Source organism: Bradyrhizobium sp. SZCCHNR1093, assembly GCF_032381175.1.
In the GTDB taxonomy this organism is placed as follows: Bacteria; Pseudomonadota; Alphaproteobacteria; order Rhizobiales; family Xanthobacteraceae; genus Bradyrhizobium.
The window spans coordinates 1-25,167 of the sequence record NZ_JAUHJJ010000011.1 but is presented as its reverse complement, the minus strand read 5'-3'; the positions used below and the strand labels follow the sequence as shown (position 1 = coordinate 25,167).

Annotated in this window: 22 protein-coding genes; 8 read left to right on the top strand and 14 right to left on the bottom strand. The window is 65.8% G+C overall.

The window, feature by feature from the left end:
- Positions 1 to 39 precede the first annotated feature (39 nt).
- The 5 genes from QX070_RS27000 to QX070_RS26980 all read right to left on the bottom strand — a co-directional run bounded on the left by QX070_RS27000 (position 40) and on the right by QX070_RS26980 (position 4,459).
- On the bottom strand, positions 40 to 723 hold the full coding sequence (locus tag QX070_RS27000; protein WP_315740203.1) for an isochorismatase family cysteine hydrolase: 684 nt from the start codon (positions 721 to 723) through the stop codon (positions 40 to 42).
- A gap of 14 nt (positions 724 to 737) precedes the next feature.
- On the bottom strand, positions 738 to 1,664 hold the full coding sequence (locus tag QX070_RS26995) for an ABC transporter permease (protein WP_315740202.1): 927 nt from the start codon (positions 1,662 to 1,664) through the stop codon (positions 738 to 740).
- A 3-nt stretch (positions 1,665 to 1,667) separates the two neighbouring features.
- On the bottom strand, positions 1,668 to 2,777 hold the full coding sequence (locus QX070_RS26990; RefSeq protein WP_315740201.1) for an ABC transporter permease: 1,110 nt from the start codon (positions 2,775 to 2,777) through the stop codon (positions 1,668 to 1,670).
- Positions 2,774 to 3,883 (bottom strand): BMP family ABC transporter substrate-binding protein, encoded by a 1,110-nt coding sequence (locus QX070_RS26985; protein ID WP_315740200.1) that lies wholly within the window; start codon positions 3,881 to 3,883, stop codon positions 2,774 to 2,776. Before QX070_RS26985 ends, QX070_RS26990 begins: the two co-directional genes overlap by 4 nt.
- A 420-nt stretch (positions 3,884 to 4,303) precedes the next feature.
- Entirely contained in the window at positions 4,304 to 4,459 is a 156-nt protein-coding gene (locus QX070_RS26980; RefSeq protein ID WP_315740199.1) for a hypothetical protein, read from the bottom strand.
- Positions 4,460 to 4,683: 224 nt separating this feature from the next.
- Between QX070_RS26980 and QX070_RS26975 the strand changes: the two genes are divergently transcribed.
- Both QX070_RS26975 and QX070_RS26970 read left to right on the top strand, forming a co-directional pair.
- Positions 4,684 to 5,652 (top strand): SDR family NAD(P)-dependent oxidoreductase, encoded by a 969-nt coding sequence (locus tag QX070_RS26975; RefSeq protein ID WP_315740198.1) that lies wholly within the window; start codon positions 4,684 to 4,686, stop codon positions 5,650 to 5,652.
- Between the two features lie 136 nt (positions 5,653 to 5,788).
- Entirely contained in the window at positions 5,789 to 6,211 is a 423-nt protein-coding gene (locus tag QX070_RS26970) for an endonuclease domain-containing protein (RefSeq protein ID WP_315740197.1), read from the top strand.
- Positions 6,212 to 6,251: 40 nt separating this feature from the next.
- Here the strand turns inward: QX070_RS26970 and QX070_RS26965 are convergent, their stop codons facing one another.
- From QX070_RS26965 to QX070_RS26955, 3 genes are all read right to left on the bottom strand, one after another.
- On the bottom strand, positions 6,252 to 6,728 hold the full coding sequence (locus QX070_RS26965) for a GcrA family cell cycle regulator (RefSeq protein ID WP_315740196.1): 477 nt from the start codon (positions 6,726 to 6,728) through the stop codon (positions 6,252 to 6,254).
- 87 nt (positions 6,729 to 6,815) lie between these two features.
- Entirely contained in the window at positions 6,816 to 7,013 is a 198-nt protein-coding gene (locus QX070_RS26960) for a hypothetical protein (protein ID WP_006614936.1), read from the bottom strand.
- A 1,014-nt stretch (positions 7,014 to 8,027) separates the two neighbouring features.
- Positions 8,028 to 8,969, bottom strand: coding sequence for an acetamidase/formamidase family protein (locus QX070_RS26955; RefSeq protein WP_315740195.1), 942 nt, complete (start codon positions 8,967 to 8,969; stop codon positions 8,028 to 8,030).
- 130 nt (positions 8,970 to 9,099) lie between these two features.
- Between QX070_RS26955 and QX070_RS26950 the strand changes: the two genes are divergently transcribed.
- Positions 9,100 to 9,888, top strand: a complete 789-nt coding sequence (locus QX070_RS26950) for a YdcF family protein (protein WP_315740194.1) — start codon at positions 9,100 to 9,102, stop codon at positions 9,886 to 9,888.
- Here QX070_RS26950 and QX070_RS26945 read toward each other — a convergent pair.
- Complete coding sequence (locus tag QX070_RS26945; RefSeq protein WP_315740193.1) at positions 9,885 to 11,732, bottom strand: tetratricopeptide repeat protein; 1,848 nt, start codon at positions 11,730 to 11,732, stop codon at positions 9,885 to 9,887. The two genes, QX070_RS26950 and QX070_RS26945, sit on opposite strands and share 4 nt — an antisense overlap.
- 186 nt (positions 11,733 to 11,918) lie before the next feature.
- Between QX070_RS26945 and QX070_RS26940 the strand changes: the two genes are divergently transcribed.
- Positions 11,919 to 12,704 (top strand): DUF169 domain-containing protein, encoded by a 786-nt coding sequence (locus QX070_RS26940; protein ID WP_315740192.1) that lies wholly within the window; start codon positions 11,919 to 11,921, stop codon positions 12,702 to 12,704.
- Between the two features lie 127 nt (positions 12,705 to 12,831).
- Positions 12,832 to 14,010: a saccharopine dehydrogenase family protein gene (locus QX070_RS26935; RefSeq protein ID WP_315740191.1), complete on the top strand. Its 1,179-nt coding sequence runs from the start codon at positions 12,832 to 12,834 to the stop codon at positions 14,008 to 14,010.
- Here the strand turns inward: QX070_RS26935 and QX070_RS26930 are convergent.
- From QX070_RS26930 to QX070_RS26920, 3 genes are all read right to left on the bottom strand, one after another.
- Positions 14,007 to 15,278 (bottom strand): O-antigen ligase family protein, encoded by a 1,272-nt coding sequence (locus tag QX070_RS26930; protein WP_315740190.1) that lies wholly within the window; start codon positions 15,276 to 15,278, stop codon positions 14,007 to 14,009. The two genes, QX070_RS26935 and QX070_RS26930, sit on opposite strands and share 4 nt — an antisense overlap.
- Positions 15,279 to 15,365: 87 nt before the next feature.
- Complete coding sequence (locus QX070_RS26925; RefSeq protein WP_315740189.1) at positions 15,366 to 16,895, bottom strand: undecaprenyl-phosphate glucose phosphotransferase; 1,530 nt, start codon at positions 16,893 to 16,895, stop codon at positions 15,366 to 15,368.
- 153 nt (positions 16,896 to 17,048) lie between these two features.
- Complete coding sequence (locus QX070_RS26920; protein ID WP_315740355.1) at positions 17,049 to 18,182, bottom strand: glycosyltransferase family 4 protein; 1,134 nt, start codon at positions 18,180 to 18,182, stop codon at positions 17,049 to 17,051.
- A 364-nt stretch (positions 18,183 to 18,546) separates the two neighbouring features.
- On the opposite strand from QX070_RS26920, the gene QX070_RS26915 reads away from it, so the two are divergent.
- Complete coding sequence (locus QX070_RS26915; protein WP_315740188.1) at positions 18,547 to 20,805, top strand: exopolysaccharide transport family protein; 2,259 nt, start codon at positions 18,547 to 18,549, stop codon at positions 20,803 to 20,805.
- Here QX070_RS26915 and QX070_RS26910 read toward each other — a convergent pair.
- On the bottom strand, positions 20,802 to 22,046 hold the full coding sequence (locus tag QX070_RS26910; protein WP_315740187.1) for a GNAT family N-acetyltransferase: 1,245 nt from the start codon (positions 22,044 to 22,046) through the stop codon (positions 20,802 to 20,804). The two genes, QX070_RS26915 and QX070_RS26910, sit on opposite strands and share 4 nt — an antisense overlap.
- A 275-nt stretch (positions 22,047 to 22,321) precedes the next feature.
- On the opposite strand from QX070_RS26910, the gene QX070_RS26905 reads away from it, so the two are divergent.
- Positions 22,322 to 23,383, top strand: a complete 1,062-nt coding sequence (locus QX070_RS26905; RefSeq protein WP_315740186.1) for a polysaccharide deacetylase family protein — start codon at positions 22,322 to 22,324, stop codon at positions 23,381 to 23,383.
- Here QX070_RS26905 and QX070_RS26900 read toward each other — a convergent pair whose 3' ends face one another.
- Entirely contained in the window at positions 23,384 to 23,605 is a 222-nt protein-coding gene (locus QX070_RS26900; RefSeq protein ID WP_315711497.1) for a DUF2842 domain-containing protein, read from the bottom strand.
- 102 nt (positions 23,606 to 23,707) lie between these two features.
- Here QX070_RS26900 and QX070_RS26895 point away from each other — a divergent pair, with 102 nt between their 5' ends.
- A complete protein-coding gene (locus QX070_RS26895) occupies positions 23,708 to 24,796 on the top strand; it encodes a COX15/CtaA family protein (protein ID WP_315740185.1) in 1,089 nt (362 codons plus the stop codon).
- Positions 24,797 to 25,167: the final 371 nt, after the last annotated feature.

The window sequence follows — 25,167 nt, the reverse complement described above, 5'->3', positions numbered from 1 at the left end:
CGACCCCGAATGCCCCCGCAGGCGTCGGATCGTCGCCGATCACGACAGCGCCTCGATCAGCGCCGACGATGTCGCGACTGCGCCGAACACGCCGCCCTGCATCTTGATCATCTTCAGCGCGTGGTCGTGATTGCCCTTGTCGGTGGCGCCGCAGCAGTCCGACAGCAGCACGCATTCGAAGCCGCGGTCGTTGGCCTCGCGCATCGTGGTGTGGACGCAGACGTCGGTCGTGATGCCGGTCAGCACGATGTTCTGGATGCCCTTCAGGCGCAGGATCAGCTCCAGATCGGTGGCGCAGAACGAGCCCTTGCCGGGCTTGTCGATCACGATCTCGCCGGGCAGCGGCGCCAGCTCGGGAATGATCTCCCAGCCCGGCTCGCCGCGCACCAGGATGCGGCCGCAGGGGCCGGGGTCGCCAATGCCGGCGCCGATCTGCTGCGAGCGCCAGCGCTTGTTGGCGGGCAGGTCGGAGAGATCGGTGCGGTGGCCCTCCCGGGTGTGGATGATGCAGAAGCCCTGCGCACGCATCACCGTGAGCAGCGTCTTGATCGGCTCGATGGGGGCGCGGGTCAAGGAGAGGTCATAGCCCATCTTGTCGACATAGCCGCCGACGCCGCAGAAATCGGTCTGCATGTCGATCACGATCAGTGCCGTGTTCTCTGGACGGAGATCGCCGTTGTAAGGCCAGGCATAGGGCTCGGAGCGGATGGTGCGCGCGGTCATGGCGGGCCTCTGGACTAGCGGGTGATGGACAATTCGGCCGGCGCGCCGTTGAGGGTGCGCTTCGGGGAGCAGGTGATGATCATGATGAGAAGCGTCAGGATGTAGGGCGCGGCGTTGAACAAATGATAGCCGGAGGTGACGCCGACCGATTGCAGCGCCGGTCCGAGCGCGGCAGCACCGCCGAAAGCCAGCGAGGCCCACAGGCACAGCATCGGGTCCCAGCGTGCGAAGATCACGAGCGCCACCGCCGTGATGCCTTGTCCCGACGACAAGCCCTCGTTCCAACTGCCGGGATAGAACAGCGACAGGAACGAGCCGCCGATGCCGGCGAGGAAGCCGCCGGCCATGGTGGCGCGCAGTCGGATCATCAGCACCGAATGGCCCATCGCCCGCGCCGCGTCGGCGCTCTCGCCGGCGGTGCGGATCAGGAGGCCCCAGCGCGTGGTTCGGAATGCCCACAGCAACAGCGGCGCGAGCACGACGCCGAGCAGGAAGAGGACGTTGATGCGCAAGGCCGCACGCACCTGCGGCACGTCGCTCCACCAGCCGAAATCGATCGCCGGAAGCCGCGCCGCCGTCGGCTCGATCAGCGGCTTGCCGAGGAAGAAGGCGAGGCCGGTGCCGAACAGCATCAAGGAGATTCCCACCGCGACGTCGTTGACGCGCGGCAGCGAGCAGATGCCGGCGTGCAAGGCCCCCAGCAGCGCGCCGGTGAGGCCGGCGGCGAGCACGCCTGCCCACGGCGATCCCGAGAGGTAGGAGATGCCGTAGGCGCTCATTGCGCCCATTACCAGCGTGCCTTCGAGGCCGAGATTGATGCGGCCGGAGCGCTCGGTGATGCATTCGCCGAGGCTCACGAACAGGAAGGGCGTGGAGACGCGGATGGCGCCGCCGAGCACCGCGAGCGGCACGGTCCAGAGCCCGATATTGCCGTCAGCCATGGATCACGACTTTCCCTTGAGGAAACCGATGCGGCCGTAGAGCGCGTCGCTCGCCAGCACCGAGATGAAGAGGATGCCCTGCAGCACCAGCACCGAGGCGTCGGGCAGGCCGAGCCGGCGCTGCAGCAGTCCGCCCGACGCATTGATGCCGCCGAGCAGGATCGCGACCGGAATGATGGCGAGCGGATTCTGCCGTGCCAGGAACGCGACCAGAATGCCGGTGAAACCGTAGCCGACGGCGAGATTGGCGTTGGTGCGGCCCTGCACGGCGGCGACCTCGACCATGCCGGCCAGCCCGGCGCAGGCGCCGGCGAGGAAGCAGACGGTGAGGATCAATTTGCCGACCGACAGACCGACGATCTTGGCGGCGCGGATGTTGCCGCCGGCGACGCGCGCGGCAAAGCCGAAGGTGGTGTGGTAGATCAGCCCATAGGCCGCGATGGCGGCAATCAGGCCGAACACCAGGCCCCAGTGCACGTCGGTGCCGGGAATGCTGCCGATCATGTTGGCCGCGCCGATCTCACGCGTCGACGGCTTGTTGAGGCTCGCCGGATCGCGCATCGCGCCTTCGACGAGATGATTGAGGATCGCGAGCGCGATGTAGACCAGCAGCAGGCTCGAGATCGTCTCGTTGACACCGCGATACTGCCGCAAGGCCCCGGACAGCAGGATCCACAAACCGCCGCCAGTCATGCCGGCGATCACCATCGCGATCTGCACCACGAGCGGCGGCATGCCCTGCAGCGCCAGGGCCGCCGAGGTCGCCGACAGCGCGCCGATCAGCAGCGCGCCTTCGCCGCCGATGATCACCATGCCCAATTGCGCGGGCAGGGCGGTGCACAGCGCCGTCAGGATCAAGGGAGCTGCCCGCGTCAGCGTGTTCTGCCAGGAGAACCAGGTGCCGAAGGCGCCGTAATACATGTACCAGTAGAGATCGAGCGGGTTCTTGCCGAACAGCGCGACGAAGATGCCGAACACGATGAGCGCGGCGACAAGCGCCGCGCCCGGGATCAATATGTACTCGATGCTCCCGCCGTAACGTTGCAGGAAACCTGCGTCGGCGGCCGGCGCGATGGCGGCCGCATCAACCGGATCGGCCGCCTCTGATGTCACGACGTGGCTCCGATCACGCCCTCGACCAGGTAGTCCATCTTCTCGAGCTCAGGATCCTTCTGGCCGCGCTCGGTCCCGGCGGTGATCACGGTGTTGCCCTTGTTGTCCTTGATCGGGCCCTTGAAGATGGTGTAGCCCTCACCGAGGAACTTGCTCTTGATTTCGTCGGCATGCTTGCGTGCCTGCTCGGAGACCGCCTCGCCATACGCCGAGATCTTGACCACTTCTTCCTTGAGGCCGCCGCGATAGAAGTTCGGGATGCTCTCGCCAGCCTGGAGCATCTTGACGAATTTCGGATACAGCGCTTCCCAATTCCATTCCGCGCCGGTCAGATACGCCTTGGGCGCGAGCGGCGATTGGTTGACGTGATAGCCGGTGACGAAGGCGCCGCGGCGCGCGGCGTTCTCGACCATCGTCTTGGGACCGTCGACATGGCAGGTCAGGACGTCCACGCCCTGGTCGATCAGGCTGTTGGTGGCCTCGGCCTCCTTGACCGGCATCGACCAGTCGCCGGTGAAGATCACCTGCGTGGTGGCCTTCGGGTTCGCGAGCTGCGCGCCGAGCGTGAAGGCGTTGATGTTGCGCAGGACCTGCGGGATCGGCTTGGCCGCGACGAAGCCGAGCTTGCCGCTCTTGCTCGTATAACCGGCGACGATGCCGGCGATGTATTGCGCCTCATCGATATAGCCGAAATAGGAGCCGGCGTTCTTCGGGTCCTTCTCGCTCCACAGGCCGCCGCAGTGCTCGAAGCGCAGCTTCGGGTACTTCGCGGCCATCTTGATCATGTGCGGATTGTAGTAGCCGAACGAGGTCGGGAAGAGCAGGGTGGCGCCGTCGAGATTGATCATCGACTCGATCGTCTTCTCGACCGCGTCGGTCTCCGGCACCTTCTCCTCTTCGATGACCTTCAGCCCAGGCAGCTTCTTCAGCGCCGCTGCACCTTGCGCATGCGCCTGGTTGTAGCCGTAGTCGTCGCGCGAGCCGACATAGATGAAGCCGATCGTCGTCTCCGCCGCGAAGGCCGGCCGCAGGCCGGCGGCTGCGCCGAGCGTCAGCGCCGCGCCACCCTGCAACAGATGCCGTCGTGAAATCCTGCCAAAGTCCATTGGTGAGCTCCCTCGGCGGGTCGATCCGCCCGCGCTGTCATCACGGCTTCACCGGCACGGCGGAGCCTCGAAAGGGAGTGATCGCAAGCTTTGTGCCAGCGCCGCGCGGGCAGGCAGGCGCACCAAGTCGTTGAAATGGCGCCATTTTGCAGATGATCGGAGCTTGGGCAGACGAATTCCCTGCTCGGTTTCAGCCTATAAAATAATCAATCGACTTCAATTGTATGCAACGAGTTCGGCCGCGTGGGACCGGCGCCAACCGTGCCCGCGAGCCGGAGGCTGCGACGCGGCGGCGGCCGCCAGCTCAAAGCGAGGCAGAACGAATGTCGCAGTGAGGGGGAGCGGTGGCGCAATCGTCCTCCGCAGGCTGTTCGCCGGTGAGCGAGCCCTTTTCATATCTGCTGCAGACTGTCTGGGGTCTCAGATCCCGAGCAGCCAGACCGCGACGATGGTGCCGATCACAGCGAGCCCGCTGATCGTCCAGCCCGTCACATAGGCGCCGTCGTCCGATCCCGCGGGATCGACCATCGTGTCGCGCCAGCCTTCCTCCTGCCAGTGCCCCTGTTGGTACGCCATGCGAACCTCCTCGAGCCTGCCTCCCCGTGGGATAAGTCGGACACCCCTTGGAAAGGTTCAACCCCAAGCTGAAATCTTCGTTGCGTGCGCTGCAACGCAAATCCCCGACATCCCCTCTGGTCAGGCCCGCGAAACGACCTAAGCTCGGGACGCGTTCCGCGAAGAGAACGAGGAAGTGGCCGGGCGGCAGGGCTGCGCCCGCAGCAGGGAAGGAAGAGCATCTGATGAAGGATTTCGCCGGCAGGATCGCCGTGATCACCGGAGGCGGCACGGGCATGGGCCGCGAGCTTGCCCGCCAGCTCGTGGCCCAGGGCTGCAACGTCGCGATGTGCGACGTCTCGGTCGAGGCGATGGCCGAGACCAAGCGGCTGTGCGAGGCCGAGAAGCTGCCGCAGGGCCTGCGCGTCACCACCCATGTCGCCGACGTCTCGATCGAAGCGCAGCTCCAACGCTTTCGCGACGAGCTCGCCGAGCAGCAGGCCACCGATAAGATCCATCTGCTGTTCAACAATGCCGGCATCGGCGGCGGCGGCAGCCTGTTCACCAACAGCCGCGAGCAGTGGGAGCGCACCTTCAACATCTGCTGGGGCGGCGTCTATCTCGGCGTCCGCACCTTCCTGCCGATGCTGCTGAAGGCGGACGAGGCGCATATCGTCAACACCTCGAGCGTCAACGGCTTCTGGGCCTCGGTCGGCATGGGCGTCTCGCACACCGCCTACAGCGCCGCGAAGTTCGCGGTGAAGGGTTTTACGGAAGCGCTGATCAACGACCTCCGCCTCAACGCGCCGCACATCAAATGCTCCGTGGTGATGCCCGGCCATATCGGCACCTCGATCGTCTCCAACTCGCGCAAGGTGCAGAGCGGCACCGAGTCCGACGAGCTCAGCGAGACCGAGATCATCCTGGCCCGCCAGCGCATGCAGGGCATGGGCATCGACGTCGCCGCCATGAGCGACGCCGACATCCAGGCTGCCGCCCGCGAGCGCGCCCGCAGCTTCCTCGAGGACGCCCCGACCACGGCGGCGCAGGCCGCCAAGATCATCCTCGACGGCGTCAAGGCCGAGCAGTGGCGGATTCTGGTGGGCGAGGACGCCAAGCTGCTGGACCTGCGCGTCCGCCAGTCGCCGGAGCAGGCATACGAGCCGGAATTCTTCCAGCGCTTCGCGCAGGAGGCGGGGTGGAAGCTGGGGTAGGGGCGGGCCTATTGGTTCAGTTGGGGAGTTGGGACGGAATCTCTCGCCCCGGAGACGGTGAGCCCCCTCCCCCTTGCGGGGAGGGGTCGGGGGTGGGGGTCCACGAGTCGCGCTGCGTGTGATGAGATTTTCCGCCATGGATGATCGCCAGCAAACATTCGCCCGCCGGATGCGCGCCGAGCCCACCGAGGCCGAGCGGATCCTCTGGCAACGTCTTCGCCACGATCTCGATCTGGCCGGTTCTCACTTCCGCCGTCAGGCTCAGAACGGGCCCTTCATCGTCGACTTCGTCAGCCGCAAGGCCAAATTAGTTATCGAGGTTGATGGAGGCCAACATGATTGGCAGCAGGAGGAAGACGCGGCCCGCACGCGGCAGATCGAGGCGTTGGGATATCGGGTGATGCGCTTCTGGAACAGCGATGTCCTGGGAAACATCGAAGGTGTACTTCACGAAATTCAGCGCGCGTGGACCCCCACCCCCGACCCCTTCCCGCAAGGGGGAGGGGAGACGAGGCCGCCGCACCGTCCCCGCAAAATGCGGAGACTAGGCAAAGCGTGAAAGCCATTAGGCCCGTAGGATCTTTGCTACGCCGCCCTCATTACCTTGACGACGCCACCCGATACGCCATTCGCGTATGGCTCGGGCAATACGGCAAGCCCTCGATCGGCTTCGACCCGCAGAAGCAGAAATCATCGGCGCCGGGCGTCGAGATCGGCCAGCGGCAGCGTTCCTTGGAGAGCTCGAACAGCGAGCAGCCATTCACGACGGTGCCGACCGGCTCCTCGACGATCACAGGCGGCGGGTCGTTCTGCACCGCGCGCAGGATGCGGCGGCGCAGCTTTGGCACGGGACGGCGTGCGCCATCGCGTGTCGTCTCGGCGCGGACCACGCGCCTGGAATCGCCGCCATTGTCGCGCGTCAGTGCCAGGCGGGAGATCTTGCCGATCACGGCGTTGCGGCTGACGCCGAGCTCGGCGGCAATCTCTCGGCAGGTCAGCCCGGCCTCAAAGTGCTGCTTCAGGGCCTGGAGCCGTTCCTCGGTCCAGGTGGGGAGTGTCTGTCGTTCGGCGGGCATTGTTGTCGCTTCCAAGTTTGATCCGTCCTGGATCGTCCTGGCCGACGGCTGCACCGAAAACTGTTGTCCGCGTTGCATGTCCCTAGCTTACGCCCGTCCGTTGTCGCGAATCGACAGCAGCCCATCCTTGATGGCGAGCCGGATGCCTTCTTCAATCAACGTTCTGCAGACACCCGGAACGCTGGTGCCATGGGTTCCCTGTTTCACGAGCTTTTCGAGATAGCCGATGGTTGCCAGGGCTAGGGTTACGGGGATGCGGTCAGTTTCGGCTTTTTCCGTCGCCATGCCTAAAAGCTAGTCCGTAACCGGTGTACAGAAAAGTAACTTTTTAGACTCTATTAGGAATCCAATAGGTTGTACAGCGGCTTGGGGATAACTGGTTAAGGCATTGAATTTTATGGAAATATGACGGACCTGACCGGTCGCGACGGTGACTCTCCGCCCGCTCGGCGAGTCCGGGGCCGGAATCCGACGGCGAAGCACGGGTCGAGAAGATTCGCGTGAGCCGCGGTGTCCGATGGTCTCTTCAACCACCGTCGTGCCACGGTGCCTGGTTGGGGAACCCTGGCTGAAATTTCCGCAGAGCAGGCGGCGGCCATCGCGGTCACTGCGAAAAAAATTCGTCATTCCAGAAATTGTTCTTTCGTTTTTCCGGAAATTGTGCTTTAGTGCCGCCATCCCGTCTCAGCCGGAGGGGCGTTGCGCGCGATCGTCACGACACGCGAGGCGGGGAGCGATGGCCGCGATGGAGCCGCAGCGTGTCCTTATGGACGCGCGGACGAACGGCTCGGCGCGGACGTGAAGTCGCAGCGTGCTGACACCCCGATGCTGGTGTCCCCGCGGTGGTGCGCGAAAGCGCATCATCGCGCATGGTGGCCAACAAGCCCGGCGCACCAGGCAGACTGCGTATAAGCGTGAAGACCATCGCGCAGGGAAGGCCGGGCGTTTCTCGGCTGCACCTGTGGTACCTGCCGCCTGCATTTTTTCTCGCAGGCGGGCCGCGGGCGTCAGCCGACGCCTGGCCTTCCCTGCGCCCTCCGACCTTTCAGAGGGTGAGATGCTGCAGCATGACCCGGGCAGGATCTGCCGCGGCAGCGCGACGTCACGCGTCGTTCGATGCGCTCCCTCGCGCGGCATCAATGGCGTCGTCCCCGCGAACGCGGGGACCCATAACCCCAGGGAGCAGTTGGCTTGCGCAAGTCCAGCCACCTCTCGTCAGGACTTGGCTCGGTGGTTATGGGTCCCTGCGTTCGCAGGGACGACAGCAGTGTGTTTGGCCCGACGCTCAGCCCTGTCTTCTCACCCGTGCACGACGGCCTTCGCGATCATGCAATGAATGCCCTTGGAGCCATTGACGGTCTGGGTCACCCGCAGATCGGCGGCGAGGCTGCACAGCGTGTAGGCGTCCTCGCGCGACAAATTGCGCTTCTCGCCCAGCAGCACGATCATGTCGCGCAGCGCCCGCACCACGCATTGGTCGAGGTCGGGGTCCATCGCCATCGTCATGTAGTGCGTCGCCGTCTCGGCGCGCGGATAGTCGAATTTGAGATCCTTGCGCACGGTGAGACGGAAACGGCCCTGCAGCGCGGTCTCGATCGCGGTGACGCAGACCTCGCCGTCGCCCTGCACGCCATGGCCGTCGCCGCAGGAGAACAGCGCGCCTGGCACGAACACCGGCAGATACAGCTTGGCGCCCTGCCTAAGCTCCTTGTTGTCGAGATTGCCGCCCATCGCCCGCGGGATCAGCGATGTGATCCGGCCCCAGGCCGGCGGCGGCGCCACGCCCATCACGCCGAAGAACGGCGCCAGCGGCAGCTCCAGCCCCCACGGCATCTTGCCGACCATCCTGGTCTTGTCGAGTGGGATGTTCATCAGCCGGCTCTCGTGGAAATCGTCGGGCAGGGTGCCGGCCAGCGGCCGGATGAAATTGTAGCCCCAGTCCTGCCGCAGCTGGACGTCGAGGATGTCGACCTCGAGCACGTCGCCGACCTCCGCGCCCTTGACCGCGATCGGGCCGGTCAGGATGTGGCCGGGCACCATGCGCTCGCTGCGGGCGTGGACGTCGAACAATTCCGGCGGCACGTGGAATTTGCTGGTGTCGGGCACCACGTCGGGCCCGCCGCTGATCGAATCGATCGTGACCTCGTCACCGCTGTCGATCGTGAGCACCGGCTTCAGCCGGGATTCGAAGAAGCCCCAATGGCAGGTCTCGGGGCTCGCGTGCAGATGGTGATGGGCCATGGTCCTCTCATTCGTACCGGTTCGGGACCGAGCATAGCGCATCTGCTGGCCGCCGCAGAGAGATGGCGACGCATGGCGGCTGTCGTGTATGAGGGCGGCCGTGGCACCTCACCCCGCGCCGGAGCTCGCAATGTTCTTTGTCCTGTCGAAGACGCTCGGCCTGCTGGCGCTGCCGACCAATTTCATGATCGCGCTGGGCCTGCTCGGCGCCATCCTCATGCTGACCCGGTTTGCCGTGCTGGGGCGCAGGCTGGTCGTCTCGGCCATGCTGCTGCTGGCGATCGTGGGCCTGACGCCGCTCGGCAGCCTGATGCTCTATCCGCTGGAGAGCCGGTTTCCGAAATGGGACCCGGCGAACGGCGCGCCGGACGGCATCATCGTGCTTGGCGGTCCCGTCGATTCCGACCTGTCGGTCATGTACGGCATGCCGGTGACGGTGGCGGGCGCCGACCGGGTGATCCAGGCAGCCGCGCTGGCGCGGCGCTACCCGAATGCGCGCATCCTGTTCACCGGCGGCAGCGCCAACCTGATCGCGACAGAGGCCAAGGAGGCCGATGTCGGCGCCGAGATCCTGCTCAGCCTCGGCGTGCCCAGGGAGCGGCTGTTGCTGGAGCGGCAGTCGCGCAACACCTACGAGAATGCGATCTTCTCCAAGGCGATGATCTCTCCGAAGCCGGGCGAGCGCTGGCTGCTGGTGACCTCGGCCTATCATATGCCGCGCTCGGTGGGGCTGTTCCGCAAGGTCGGCTTCCCGGTCGAGCCCTATCCCGTGGACTGGCGCGTCGGCCGCGTGCTCGACTTCGACGGCATCTCGCTGCTCGGACTGCGCCGCGCCGACATCGCCGTGCGCGAATGGGTCGGGCTCGTAGCCTACCGCCTGCGCGGCCGCATCGACGATCTGTTTCCGGGACCGGCCTAGGCAATCGTCTTGCTGAAGCCCGCCGCTTTCGCGGCCAGCTCGCCGCGCACGCGCGCGACGACCGGCTCGTAGCGGCAGCTCGAATCCTGCCGGAACAGCCGCGCGCTCGGATACCACGCGCTGTCGTCGCGATCCCTGAGCCAGCGCCAGTCGGCGAGGTAGGGCAGCATGATCCAGGTCGGACGTCCCAGTGTGGCGGCGAGATGCGCGACGCTGGTGCACACGGTGACGACGACGTCGAGGCAGGAGATCAGCGCCGCGGTCTCGACGAAGTCGGTCAATTCGACGGTGAGGTCGCGGATGCCGCTCTGCTGCGCCAGCACGGCCTTGTCGGCTGGCCGCAGCTCTTTTTGCAGGCTGATGAAATCCGCCCCGAGATCGAGCAGCGGCAGCAAGGTCGACAGTGGCATCGAGCGGTTGCGGTCGTTGCCCTGGTGCGGGTTGCCAGACCAGACCAGGCCGACCCGCAGCCGATCATGCGGCCCCAGCCGCTGCTCCCAATCCACAATGCGACCGGCGGGGAGCGGCGGCAGATAGGAAGCGGGCGGGATGGTATCGAGCGTGGTGCCGAAGGCCAGCGGCAGGCTCATCACCGGGCAGTGCATGTCGAAGACCGGCCGCTTCAGCTCCGGTGCGTAGGCGAGGCATTGCGTCACGCCGTCGATGCCGGCCATCAGCGGCCGCAGCGCCTCCCGGACCACCAGGATCACCTTGGCGCCGCGCGCGGCGACCATCGGCAGGTAGCGGGCGAACTGGATGGTGTCGCCGAAACCCTCGTCCTCCTCGATGAGGAGGGTCTTGCCGGCGATGTCCTCGTGGCCCAGCCATTTGGACTCGGCAAAGCGCGGATAGTCGATCGAGAAATCCGGCATGGCCCAGCGGGCCTCGCGCCGGGCCCAGCCGGAGACGAAGTCGCCGCACTGCAGCTCGATATGCGCGAGCTGCCACGCCGCCTTGGGATGATCGGGGACGAGCGCGAGAATCTGCCGGTAGACGGCAGCAGCATCCTCGAAACGCAGGAGCTGCAGCAGCGCAAAACCCTTGTTGAGCAGCACCTCAACGAAGTCCGGCCGCAACGCCAGGGCCTGGTCGAACCACGGCAGCGCCTCCGCGCTGCGGCCGAGGCACACGAAGGCATCACCGAGATTGTTGCAGACCATCGGCTCGGTCGGCGCCAACACATGCGCGCGTTCGCAATCGGCCAGATAGTCGTCGTAGAGCTTGAGCTCGCGAACGCACCGGGCGCGCATCTGCAGCGACTGCAGGTCGTCGGGCTGCTGCGTCAGGCATATCGTGAAGGCTCGGGCGGCTTCCTCATAGCGCTGCTGCTGATGCAGCAGCAGGCCGCTCTGGAACGCAGCCTCACGGTGGGCGGGATCGATCGTCAGCGCGTGCTGATAGCTCAGCAGCGCCTCGGCGCCGCGGTCGAGCGCCAGCAGTACGCCGCCCATATGCTTCCACAATTCGGCATCGTCGGGCTTGAGCTGGATCGCCTTGTCGAACACCGCGAGCGCATCGTCGAGCCGGCCCATCTGCTTCAAGGTGAAGCCGAGGCTGGTGAGATAGTCGATCTTCGGCGTTTGTCGGATGGCCCGCGAGAACCACGCCACGGCGTGGTCGTGCTGCCCGGTCTGCAGCGCGACGATGCCCAGCAGCGCGAGGCTGTCGGCGTGGTTCGGGTCGGCCGCCAGCGCCTGCTCGCAGCACATCTGCGCATCGAGCAGCTGGCCGGCGCCGAGGTGATGCAGCCCGGCCTCGTAGAGCGCGGCCGGCGACAGCACCGGCGCTCCGCCGGGGCCGGCCTTCGCGCTTGTCGCGCCATCTTTCCGGTCGCGCTGGCTCATCGCGGGGCCCTGTCCGAGGATCAAAAATTCATAAGTGATTCTAGGGACATCGAGAAGGATCATGGTATGGCGTGCGAGCGCGTCGCGCAGAAATACTGGCCTCGGCCGGTGCAAGGCATTAACAAGCGCCCGACATCGAACGCACGGATCGCGCCATCCGATGGGTGCGGCAGAGGGGAACGCCACATGCAACAGCCGAGCGCGCCGGACAGGCTGGATCTGGTTGCCATGGTCGCCGATCTCAACAACCTGCTGCGGCTGAAGACGACCGTCATCGGCATCAAGATGTTCGCCCGCGTCGCCGACATGGAGGCGGTGGAGAAGATCCGCCGTCCCAACGCCGTGCACACGACCGACCAGATCGTCAGCATGGCCGCACGGCTCGGCTGGACCGTCGGCATCACCGGCGACGATCTCGTCGGCGCGCAATGCCGGGCCGTGATCGGGCTCGGCCCGCAGGACGAGACCTGGCTCAAGGGCGAGAACTATGTCGGAGTCTGGCACGGCACGGCCGAGGATGCGCGCAAGCGGCAGGAGGCGCTCGACGTCGTGCCGTTCGGCCGCTACCAGGCCATGGCGGTCAGCCCGCTGTCGAGCGGCCGGCTCGATCCGCCGGACATCTGCCTCGTCTATGCGACGCCGGGACAGATGATCATCCTGATCAACGGCCTGCAATATACAGGCTACAAGAAGTTCGAATGGGGCGTCGTCGGCGAGACCGCCTGCGCCGACTCCTGGGGCCGCGCGCTGAAGACCGGCGAGCCGAGCCTGTCGCTGCCGTGCTTCGCCGAGCGCCGCTATGGCGGCGTGCCGGATGAAGAGATGCTGATGGCGCTCAAGCCGGCCGATCTCGCCAAGGCGATCACCGGCATGAAACAGCTCGCCAAGAACGGCCTGCGCTACCCGATCGCGCCCTACGGCATCCAGAACGATGTCCGCGCCGGCATGAGCGTGTCGTATGGGAAGAAATAGGTGATCGTCATTGCGAGCGCAGCGAAGCAATCCAGAGTCCTTCAGCAGAGACAGTCTGGATTGCTTCGTCGCAAGCGCTCCTCGCAATGACGGAGCAACTCATTTGCAGCAGATCTAGGGAACAAGAATGACGTCTTCCAAATTCGACCTCGTCGTCTACGGCGCCACCGGCTTCACGGGCAAGCTCGTCGCCGAATATCTCACCGCGCAGTATCGCGGCGATACGTCGCTGCGCTGGGCGATGGCGGGCCGGAGCCTCGACAAGCTCGCGGCTGTCAGGGACCAGATCGGTGCGCCTGCCGATACGCCGCTGATCGCGGCGGACGCCTCAGATCCTGCATCCCTGCAGGCCATGGTGGCGCAGACGAAGCTGGTGCTGACCACCGTCGGTCCCTATCAGCTTTATGGCAACGAGCTCGTCGCGGCCTGCGCCGAAACCGGCACCGACTATGTCGATCTGTGCGGCGAGCCGGTGTGGATGCGGCAGATGATCGACAAGCATCAGGCCACCGCCGAGAAGAGCGGCGCGCGCATCGTGTTCTCCTGCGGCTTTGATTCCGTGCCGTTCGAGCTCGGCGTCTATTTCGTGCAGCAGCAGGCCAAGAAGGTGCTCGGCGCCGCAGCGTCGCGCGTGAAGGGCCGCGTCCGCGGCATGAGCGGCACGCTCTCGGGCGGCACCGCGGCGAGCGCCAAGGCGACCTTCGATGCGGTCGCCAAGGATCTGAGCCTGGTAGCGATCCTCAAGGACTCGTTCGCCCTGACGCCCGGCTTCAAGGGCCCGAAGCAGCCGTCGGGCAACAAGCCCGTCTATGAGGAAGATCTGCAGTCCTGGACGGCACCGTTCATGATGGCGCTGATCAACACCCGCAATGTCCACCGCTCCAACATGCTGATGGGTTTTCCCTACGGGCAGGACTTCGTCTATGACGAGATGGTGCTGACCGGCCCGGGCGAGAAGGGCGAGGCCAACGCCAAGAAGGTGATGGCGGCAAATGCCGAGAAAACCGGGCCCAACGCGCCGAAGCCGGGCGAGGGTCCCTCGAAGGAGGAGCGCGAGAACGGCTACTACAATCTTCTCTTCGTCGCGATCGCCCCCGACGGCCGCCAGGTCCGCGCATCCGTGAAGGGCAACCGCGATCCCGGCTACGGTTCGACCTCGAAGATGATCAGTGAATGCGCCGTCGGCCTGCTACGCGACGGCGCCGGCGTGAAAGGTGGATTCTGGACCCCGGGCGCTGCGCTCCGCGACAGCCTGATCAAGCGGCTGGTGGATAATGCCGGGCTGACGTTTGCGGTGGAGGATTAAGAGGTGATGTGCGCACCGATCGCTGCGGATCGGTTCGCTTCGGCCTGATGGGCGCGCGTGGCGGCGATCATGCCCCACATCGTGCCGAGCATCAGGAAGAAGTGCCGCCAGTGGTCGGTGTCGATGATGAAGCTTTCGCCGACCGTGCCGAGGAATGCTGCGAAGATTGCGATGTAGGTGCGCTGCCAGGGCACGCGCACGAACAGATAGCGGAAGCCGAGAATGACAGTGGTGAACACCAGCGCGGGATAGCAGATGCCGGACAGCCAGCCGCCCGACATGAAGGCGTTCAGATAGGAGTTGTGGGTGTCCTCGGGGAAGTAGTTGTGGAACTGCAGCGGCCCGATCCCGAACGGCAGGTCGAGCGCCATGTCGGCGCCGAGAATGTGGCGTCCGAAGCGTCCGAACCGGCCCTCGTCATAGCTCTGGTCGAAGCTTGCCCGCTGCTTGAACATGTCGGCGATGGAATCGATGGAGAGCAGAACGCCGATCAGGACGATGCCGGCCACGGCGGCCGCCAACGTCATGAAGATGATGCGGGAGCGCTCGCCCCGCGTCTGGCTGGTGAGCACCATCGTCGCCAGCATGAAGGCGGCGGTGAGGACGAGGCCGCCCCAGGCCGCGCGCGAGAAGGCGAGCAGGATGGCGAGCGCCATCACGCCGAGCGCAAAGCTGGCGCGCAAGGTCGCGGCGAAGCGGGCGGTCACGACGTTCTGCAGCGCGAGCAGCGCCGGCAGGATCAGGAACGCGCCGAGCACGTTCGGGTCCTTGAAGGTGCCGCGCGCACGGCCATACAGGGTGAGGAGATCGTATCCACCCGGCACCAGATGGAAATAGCCGGCGACGCCCGCGAGGGCTGCGATCGCGCCGCCCATCACGAGACCGCGGCGGAGCATGTCGAGCCGCGCTTCTGTGTCGTCCGACGTCAGCATGGCGATGAAGATCGCCGTGAAGGCCATGTACCAGGAGGTAGCGATCCAGGTCGCGATCTTGGAATCGTCGAGCAGCGGTATGGCGCTGATCGTGTAGCCGAGATTGACCAGGACCAGCAACAGCAGGAGCGGCAGGAAGACGAGGCGCAGCCTCATGCCGGTCGCGAAGAACACCGCGGCGGAGGCGAGCGTGACGAGTTCATAGGGGCTCGGTTCGATGAACACGATGGCGCCGGAGACCCCGACCAGCCAGACCAGCGCACGCTGCAGGGCGACGACGCCCGGAGGGGCGATCGGCCTCGATGCGAACTCTCCGGCTGCCGCCGTCATGGCCATCGCGAACTCACACTCATACGCAACGCATGGCGGGATCGGCCAGACACACGCGCGAAGCGGCCGTTTGCCCGCTCCGGATCCCCGATATCAATAGGCGTTCTCGCTCTTGGTCATCAGCGCCAGCGGCGTCTTGAGCAGGATGTAGAGGTCGAACAGCACGGACCAGTTCTCGATGTAGTAGAGGTCGAACTCGACGCGCTTCTGGATCTTCTCCTGGTTGTCGATCTCGCCGCGCCAGCCGTTGATCTGCGCCCAGCCGGTGATGCCGGGCTTGACGCGGTGGCGGGCGAAATAGCCGTCGACGGCCTCGTCGAACATCCGGTTCTGCAATTTGCCCTGCACGGCGTGCGGCCGCGGACCGACCAGCGAGAGGTTGCCCTTGAACACCACGTTGAACAGTTGCGGCAGCTCATCGAGGCTGGTCTTGCGAATGAAGCGGCCGACGCGGGTCACCCGCGGATCGTTCTTGGTGACGACCTTGGACGCCGTGGGGTCGGCCTGGTGGTGATAGAGCGAACGGAACTTGAAGACGTCGATGCGCTCGTTGTTGAAGCCGAACCGCTTCTGCCGGAACAGCACCGGCCCCGGGCTGTCGAGCTTGATCGCGAGCGCGACCAGCGCCATCACCGGAAGCGCAAGCAGCAGGATGAGGCCGCCGACCAGCCGGTCGAACAGCATCTTCATCACCAGGTCCCAGTCGGTGATGGGGGCCTCGAACACGTCGAGCGTCGGGACCGCGCCCAGATAGGAGTAGGAGCGCGGCCGGAAGCGCAGCTTGTTGGTATGGGCCGAAAGGCGAATGTCGACCGGCAGCACCCACAGCTTTTTCAGCATGTCCAGGATGCGGGTCTCCGCCGAGATTGGCAGCGCGAACAGCACCAGGTCGACGCGGGTTCTGCGCGCAAACTCCACGATATCATCGACCTTGCCGAGCTTCGGCGCACCGGCGCAGGCCTCGAGCGCTCGGGAGTCGTTGCGGTCGTCGAACACGCCGAGGATTTCGATCTCGGAGTCGTCCTGCGCCTTCAGCGCACGCACCAGGTCCTCGCCGCTCTGGTCGGCGCCGACGATGATGGTCCGGCGATCGAGGCGTCCTTGCCTGGCCCAGCTGCGGATCAGGTTGCGCAGCACGACGCGGCTCGCGATCAACGCGCCGAGCCCCACGAAGAAGAACGCGGCGAGCCAGAGACGGGAGACTTCGTTGCCGATCTTGGCGAAGAAGGAGAGTCCGATGAACAGCAGGAAGACGAAGCAGTAGGACGAGATCATCCGGGTCATCTGCCGCACCTGGGCGCGGAAGACCTGGATTTGGTAGATGTCGGCGGCCTGGAAGCACACCACCGTGGTCACGGCCAGGCCGAGAATGGCAACGAGATACTCCCAATGGAAGCCGCTGAGCGGAACCACGTAGCCGAAATAGATGACGCTGCCGACGACGCTCAGCAGCACGAAATCGGTGATGCGAACGATGCCGGCGAGGACGATTGGAGAGTAGGCGCGGTGAACCTTCTGATTGGCGACCGCGAGGGCCGCCGGCGACAGGCGGCGACGCCGTTCAACGGCCGGCCGTCCGGCCGCGGCGGTCGATGCGGCCGTCGCCGCAGCAGCATCCAACATCGAGCGAGCGTTGATCGGTTCCACAGTCGTACAAGCCCGGATTATGTTTGTTAGTATTTGTGGTCATGTAAGCGCTGATGGCGCCGGGGGAAATTCCCCACCGGCGGGATTAAGGGCCAAATCGGAAGAAACGGTTAGCGATGGTAAATGACGTCAGGTCTTGGTAAACGCCTCGCGGTAGCTGTCGAGCACGCCCTCGACCATCGCTTTCTGCGAGAAATGCTGGAAGACCCGCTCGCGCAGCGCCTTGGCGCGCAGTTGCGTGGTAGCCGGATCGTCCAGTGCGACAGCGATTGCGTCGGCAAGCGCGGTCGCGTTGCCCGGCATGAACATCGCGTCGTCGTGCGGTCCGAAGATCTCAGGGATGCCGCCGACCCTCGCCGCGATCATCGGAACCCCGGCGGCTCCCGCCTCGATCACGACATAGGGCATGGAATCGCCACGCGAGGGAACGACGAGCAGTCGTCCCTTGGAAAATCCGTCGCGGGCCTTCACGTGGCCGATGAAACGCACCGCGGCCGCAAGACCGAGGCGTTCGACCTGAGCCTTGAGTTTCGTCATCTCTTCGCCGTCGCCGCCCAAAGTCAGCGTCAGCGGGCGGCCACGGGAGCGCAGCTCCGCGACGGCATCGATCAGCAGATCCGTGCCCTTGATGTGCCTGAACTCGCCGACATACGCCAGGTCGGTCTGGTCCCGGGCTGGCGCGATCGGGTCGAACTCGCCTGCAGTGACACCGTTGAAGACGCAATTCACCAGTCCCTGAGGATGGCCGATCATGCGCTCATAGGTATCGCGGGCGAATACGCTCTCGAACAGGAAGAGGTCGGTCCGGTTCATCAGCGCACGTTCAAGCCGGCCATACAGCGCGCCTTTGAACGTGTCGCGTGGGTAGTGCAGCGAACCGCCGTGAGGCGTGTAGATGCGGATCGTTCCTGGCCGGTGCGGCAGCAGGCGGACGAATGCGCCGGCCTTGGCGCCGTGGCCGTGCAGAACGTTCGGGGCGAGTGTACGGGCGAGTCGATAAAACCGTCTCAGTGCCAGAATGTCGCTCGGCCAAGGCTCCCGATGAATGGGGATGCGGTGCACGCCGAGTGTCAGGCGAGGCGCGATCTGGGCCAGCGCGGCATCGGCGCGTTCGCCGCCGGTCAGGCTGTCCGCGATGATGCCCACGTCGTGCCCGTGATCGACCTGACCGTTGGCAAGGTCGAGGATATGCCGAAAGATGCCGCCGACGGGAGCTCTGACCGCGTGAAGGATTTTGAGAGGTTTGTTCTGCGACGGTGCCATGTCGAACTCGCCCGCGCCCTCGGCTTGCGCTTGGTTTTGCCAGGCGCCGCTGCGCGAGCTGATCTGACGACTGGCGGATAGCGGAAGCACGGGCGCCTCTCGTCGCTGAATATCGATAGCTCCAACCTCGATAGAGGCTTGATGGTTAACAAAGTCTCACTTGTCGTCACTACCAGGCAAGCTCGCACCAGCATTGTGACGATCTGGCGCAAGCTCACGTGTTGCGAGCAGCATATGGCGAAGGATGACGATTGTTCGATAGGGCGAGGTTGCAGGCGCTCCGGTTAACCCGTCAGCAACCTTAATAGAGTGTAATTGTACCACGTATGGTGGCGGCGTGGCGCGGGTCTCGCGGGAGTGGATGATGCGGTTGGCGTTCTGGCGTGCCGGCAAGAAGACACAGGTTGACGGAGCCTCCGCCCGACCTGTGACAGGCTCGCCGTCGTCGGCGGAGCCCGGTCCGGCCGGCGATCTCGACATCCGGCTGGTCGGTCGTGCCCTGGCGCGAAAGCGTGGCTTCATCCTTCTGCCCACGCTGCTCGCTCTCGTTCTGTCGATTGCCGCAGTCAACATGATCACACCGCGCTACAAGTCCGAAGCGCGGATTCTGATCGACGGCCGCGAGAACGTATTCGTGCGGCCGAACGGGGAGCGCACCGAAGAGCGGACGGCACTCGATGCCGAGGCGGTCACGAGTCAGGTGCAACTGGTCCTGTCGCGCGATCTGGCCCGCGACATCATCAGGAAGAACAAGCTGGGCGAGCTGCCGGAGTTCGATCCCGTGCTGCGGGGCGTGTCCCCGCTGAAGTCGGTCGCGGCGATGATCGGCCTCGTGAAAGATCCGCTCGCCATGACGCCGGACGAGCGCGTCATGGACGCCTATTACGAGCGCTTGACCGTTTACGCCGTGGACAAATCGCGGGTGCTCGTCGTCGAGTTCCAGTCGCAGGATCCGGCGCTTGCGGCGCAAGTCGCGAATTCGATCGCGGATGGCTATCTCGTAGTTCAGCAGAATGCCCGCCAGGCGCAGGCGAAATCGGCCAGCCAATGGCTCTCTGGGGAGATCCAGGGGCTGCGCAAGAAGGTCGAGGAGGCGGAGTCGCGGGTCGAGGAGTTCCGCGCCAAGTCGAATTCGTTCATGGGGACCAACAACACGTCGCTGTCCAACCAGCAGATGGGTGAGGTCAACACCCAGCTCAACAATGCGCGCGCCTTGAAATCGGATGCCGAGACCAAGGCACGGCTGATCCGGGAGATGCTGCAGAGCGGCCAGCCGATCGAGGCGTCCGAGGTGGTCAACTCGGAGCTGATGCGCCGGCTGTCCGAGCAGCGCGTGAATCTGCGCGCGCAGCTCGCGGAGCAGTCGTCGACGCTGCTCGACAATCACCCGCGCATCAAGGAGCTGAAAGCGCAACTGGCTGATCTCGACCGCCAGATCCGCGACGAGGCCGGCAAGATATCGCGTTCGCTCGACAGCGACGCGCGAATCGCCGACGGGCGGGTGCAGATGCTGAGCCAGAGCCTCGAACAGGCCAAGAAGCAGGCCACCTCCACCAATGGCCTCGATGTCCAGCTGCGGGCGCTGGAGCGCGATGCCAAGTCGCAGCGCGACCTGCTGGAATCGTATCTCGCCAAGTACCGCGAGGCGAACACCCGTGAGTCGCTCGACACCCCGCCCGCGGATGGGCGGATCATCTCGCGGGCGGTGCTGTCCAACACGCCGGCGTACCCGAAGAAGCTGCCGATCGTGCTGATCGCCACATTGGCGACCTTGATGCTGACCTCGGGCGTGGTCATCACCGGCGAGCTGCTGCGTCTGACCGCGCCGCGCCTCCCAGCGGCGAACGCGATGCCGGATGTCATGGTGCTCGCGGCCCGGGTCGAGCCGATGATCGCGGCGCCCATGGTCGCCGCAGCGCCGGCCGTTGCCGCGTCGGCATCGACTGCAGCGGCGCGTCCCGCCGCGGTCGTGCCGCCAGCGGTGGCCGCCGTCCCGCCCGAACCGGTCAAGCCACCGCCGATGAACGAGTTCGAGCAGCTCGCATCCGATCTGCTCGCCGCGGGCGAGGGCGCCCGCAAGGTCACCGTGCTCGGTACGGCCGGCGGCGAGGCCGTCACGTCCACCGCGCTCGCGATCGCCCGCACCATGGCAGCGCAGGCGCGCGCGGTGCTGGTCGACCTCGCCGGCAGCCCGCAACTGCTTGCAGGCGTGTCGGTCGATCCGGCCGCGCCCGGCCTCATCGAGCTGATGCTGGGTGAGGCATCGTTTGCGTCCATCATCACCAAGGACCAGGCCTCGCGGCTGCATCTGGTCAACGCCGGCCGCCCCGGCGCCGACCGCAGCCAACTGCAATCGCCGCGGCTCGCGCTCGCGATCGATGCGCTGCTGCGAGTCTACGACCACGTGCTGCTCGACGCCGGCAACGCCTCCGATCTGCCGGCCGAGCTTTTGACCGCAGGCGCGCGCGCCATCGTCGTGCCCGATCCCAACATGCCTGCCGAGGCGCGCAGCCAGATGAGCGAGCAGCTGCGCGAGGTCGGCTTCGGCGCCGTCACCATGCTGAAGGCACCGGTCGGAGGCGCCAACCGCAACCAGCCGGGGCCGCGCGGCGTCGCCGCCTAATCTCCGACCTTCTCGTCGGCCTTTTCGTCCACCTGGGCGGCGCCGCCACGCGCTCGCAGCGCGCCGCGCAGCTGCTGTGCCAGACGGAACAGGGCAGGGCTGTGCTTGACGGCATGCTTGGCCCGTCCGACCGCAGCCATCGTCGTTGCGGCGACGCGGCCCCGCGCGGTCAACGGCATGAAGCTGTCGAAGATCGGCTCGTCATCCTTGCAGAACATCCGCTTGTAGTCGTCAGATCCGATGCCGAGATCGAGGGCGCGAAAATTCTCTCGCGCGTAATGATCGATGATCGAGCGCATCAGGATCAGCCCGGGGCTCCAGCGCGCATTCTCCGACAGCGTGTAGGTGTTGAACATCATCGAGAAGCGCGCCCCGTCGGCGACGCCGGCAAACAACGCGATGATCTCGTCGTCGCAGCGCAGCGCGTGGATATCGATGGCGCGATGCCCGCAGTCGAGCTTTGCCATGCAGGCGCTTCGCACGAAGGCCTCGATGCCGGGCTCCGCGAACACGTTCGGAAGCCTCTGCTCGGCCATGCGGATCGGCTTGGTGCGGAAGAACCAGTCGAGCAGCTCGGCGATCTCGGCGTCGCTGCTCGCGACCATGTAGCGATAGCCGGGCAGCGCCTGCAGCTTCTTTTCCTTGCTCTTCAGTCGCTTTCGGAACGAATTCGACAACAGCGCAGTCGGCGCAGCCCCCGGCGGCATCAACAGCACCGGACAGTCGTTCACCGACGACTGGTGCGGCCATTGCGCCAGTGGATTGGCGAGATCGCGCCAGTGCAGCGGCTGCTGTGTCAAGGCGAGCACGTCGACACCGCCGCGATCGCGCACCCCTGCGAGCAGGACGTCGAGATCGCCGGCGCTGGCGCGCGTGGCGAATTCGCGATCCATCAGCGGCATGTTGAAGGTCGTATGCTTGCCGCCCATGAAGGTGGCGATGCGCATGCCGCAGGCGTGCCGCAACGTCAGCGGCAGCAGCAGCAGCGGGCGTTGCTCGGCATCACGCCCGATGACGATGAAAGGCGTCGCATGCTCGCGCGCGCCGACGTCGCGCTGCCATGCGCCGAGCAGGTCGAAGCGTTGGTAGGGCGTCGAGACATGTTCGGGGACTTCGAGCGCGCGCCAGACCGGCTCGGCGGCAGCCAGATCGGACACGATGTCGACCCGCGCGAGCCCCGACGGCAGTCGCCGCGCGGGCGCCTGCGCCGTCCGGCTCTCGATCACGGCGGCCATGGTCATCGCGCAGCTCGCGTTGTCGTGGAATTTTGTTGCTTGACGTCGGGAGACCCTCGCAAAGAAGTCTCAACAAAAGGTAATGGCAATGACTTCGTCCCAAATCGGGAAAGACACAAACAAAGACCTGTTCAAATCGGCATCGGCCACGCGATCTTGACGGCGGATGACCGCTATCATCGGATGGCGGCGACCATGACGCGATGGCGCCATGGTCTGACAGCATCAGGTGGGCGCGGACGGTTTGGTTTCAAGTGGGATTCGGGGAAGGGGCGCGGGAATTGTCGTCGGACAACAGGTGGCTGCGCAGCGCCCGGCTCGAGCTGGCCTATTTCAGCGGACGCACGCTGCTCGCGTCGCGGGCCACGGGCGGCGCCGGTGCCGTGCTGCGGTTCGAGCGGGTGCGGCCGCGGCGCAAGGGGGCGTTTCAGCCGCTGAAGTGCGTGGAGATCACGCCCGTTTTCCTCGACAAGGTGATCCGGGCGCTGAAGCGCTGGGGCTATGAGATCGTCTCGCTCGACGAGGCCTGCGACCGGTCGGTCCGGCTGCCCGAAAGCCGTCGCTTCGGCTGCCTGAGCTTCGACGGCGCCTCCAAGGACGTGATCACGCATGCCTATCCCGTGCTCGCCCGCCACGGCGTGCCGTTCACCGTCTACGTGCCCCCGGCCTTTCCCGATGGTCTCGGCGAGGCCTGGTGGCTGGCGCTGGAGGCCGTGATCGCGCGCGAGGCCCGCATCAGCCTCGTGATCGAGCATCGGGAGCAGCGCTTCAATGTGGTCACGACGGCCGAAAAATACGAGCTGTTCGCCCATCTCGCAGGCTGGCTGCGCAAGCTGCCGCCGGCCGAGCTGTCGATCGCGATCCGCGACCTCTGCGCGCGGCATTCGGTCGATCTCGCCGCCCTGAGCCGCGAGTCCGCGATGGACTGGGCCGACATCGCCCGTCTCGCCGCCGACCCCAACGTCACGATCGGCAGTGCCACCGTGCACTATCCCGTGCTCGCCAATCTCCGGGATGCCGACGCCCAGCGCGAGATCACGATGGGCAAGGCGGTGCTGGAGACGGCGCTGCGGCGACCGGTCCGGCACATGGCGTATCCGTTCGGCAATCGCTATTCGTTCCGCCGTAGCGACGTCGTGCTCGCCGAGCAGGCGGGCTTCGTCAGCGCGGCCTCGACGATGCCAGGCGTCGTGCAGAGCGAAGGCCGCACCCATCTGCACATGCTGCCGCGGATCGCCTGGGACGGCCGCTCGCGCTCGCTGCGGGCCTTGAAGGTGCTGATGGCCGGCATCACCCTGCCGCGGGAAAAATCCGCGCCGCAGCCGAAGCTCGATCTCGGCTGATCAGCCCTGCTGCCGCTCCGGATCCGGGCGCAGCATCCAGCTCACGATCGGCATCGCCGGCAGCACCCAGCCCATGCCGACGACGACGTAATACACCGCCTGCAGCCAGCCGGAGTTGGCGATCAGAGGGAATTGCGCCATCACCATGCCCATCATCGACCAGGCGAAAGCGAGCAGCAGCAGCGCGACGGCGCCGATCAGTTTGCGGGTGCGGATCGTCATGACGGGATTGTCAGCCTCGGCTGGGGGCGGCGCGGCTTGCGCGTGATTTCCCCGGGATTATAAGGGCCTGTCAGCCCCGGTTCAATCGAGCGTTCAACGTCCATGACCACGGTTCCCCGCACCACAGATCTCGCCGCGATCCGCATCTGGCTGCTCGTCGTGGCCGGCCTGATCGCGCTGATGGTGCTGGTCGGCGGCGCCACGCGGCTGACCGAATCGGGGCTGTCGATCGTCGAATGGAAGCCGGTCACCGGCACCCTGCCGCCGCTGTCGGAGCAGGCCTGGACCGACGCCTTCGAGGCCTACAAGACCATTCCGCAGTACCGGCAGATGAACGCCGGCATGTCCCTGCACCAATTCAAGACCATCTTCTGGTGGGAGTGGAGCCACCGGCTGCTCGGCCGCGTCATCGGCATGGTCTACCTGCTGCCCTTCCTGTGGTTCCTGTGGCGCGGCGCCGTCTCCGGGCCGCTCGGCCGCAGGCTGTGGCTGATCTTCAGCCTCGGCGCGCTGCAGGGCGCGGTCGGCTGGTGGATGGTGGCCTCCGGCCTCACGGAGCGCACTGAGGTGGCGCCGGTCCGTCTCGCGACGCACCTCTCGCTGGCGCTGTTGATCTATGCGTCGATCGTCTGGACCCTGCGCCGGCTTGCGTCGCGTGAGGAAACCGCGGCACCGGCGCGGCTGCGGCTCACCGCGTGGATGCTGGTCGGCGTCACCTTCGTGCAGCTCTATCTCGGCGCGCTGGTCGCCGGCCTGCGCGCCGGCCTCGTCTACAACACCTGGCCTGAGATCGACGGCGGCCTGATCCCGAAGGCGGCCAATCTGTGGATCCATTCGCCGTGGTGGATCAACCTGTTCGAGAACGATCTGACGGTGCAGTTCATGCATCGCATGACCGCCTACACGCTGCTGGCGCTGGCCGCTTGGCACGCCTTCGACGTGATGCGCGCGGGCGCCGGACGGGCGGTGGTGCGCAGCGCCCACCGGCTACTCGCCGCCATCCTGGTGCAGGTCGTGCTCGGCATTCTCACTCTGCTCGCACTGGTGCCGATCTCGCTGGCGCTGCTGCATCAGGGTACGGCCATCATCGTGCTGACCTTCGCCGTGCTGCAGGCCGAACGCCTGTCGCCGCGGCGTACGGCTGTTGTCGCCGTGCCGCAGGCGGCGGTGGCTGCGGGGCAGGTGGGGTAGAGTTTCTCTTCCGTCATTGCGAGGAGCCGAAGGCGACGAAGCAATCCAGAGTCCCGCGCGACTCTGGATTGCTTCCGCCTTCGCTCTTCGAGCTTCGGCGGACAAGTCGCTTCGCTCGCAATGACGTGGAGACATCAGTTTTCATCCTCGCGCGCTATCGCGCCGAGCTTTGCCGATCGTTTCACCCTCGAAAACACGCGAGGGCGCAGGGAAGGCCGGATGCCTGGCCGGCACCCATGGCCCGCGTGCAAAGAAAAAAGCACGCGGCGGTCACCACAGGTACGGCCGAAAGCACCGGCGGGCTCAAGCGGTGGTCGCAACACCCAGTGTTTTCATTCGTGACAGCAGCTCGTCAAGCGCCTCTGCTGGAG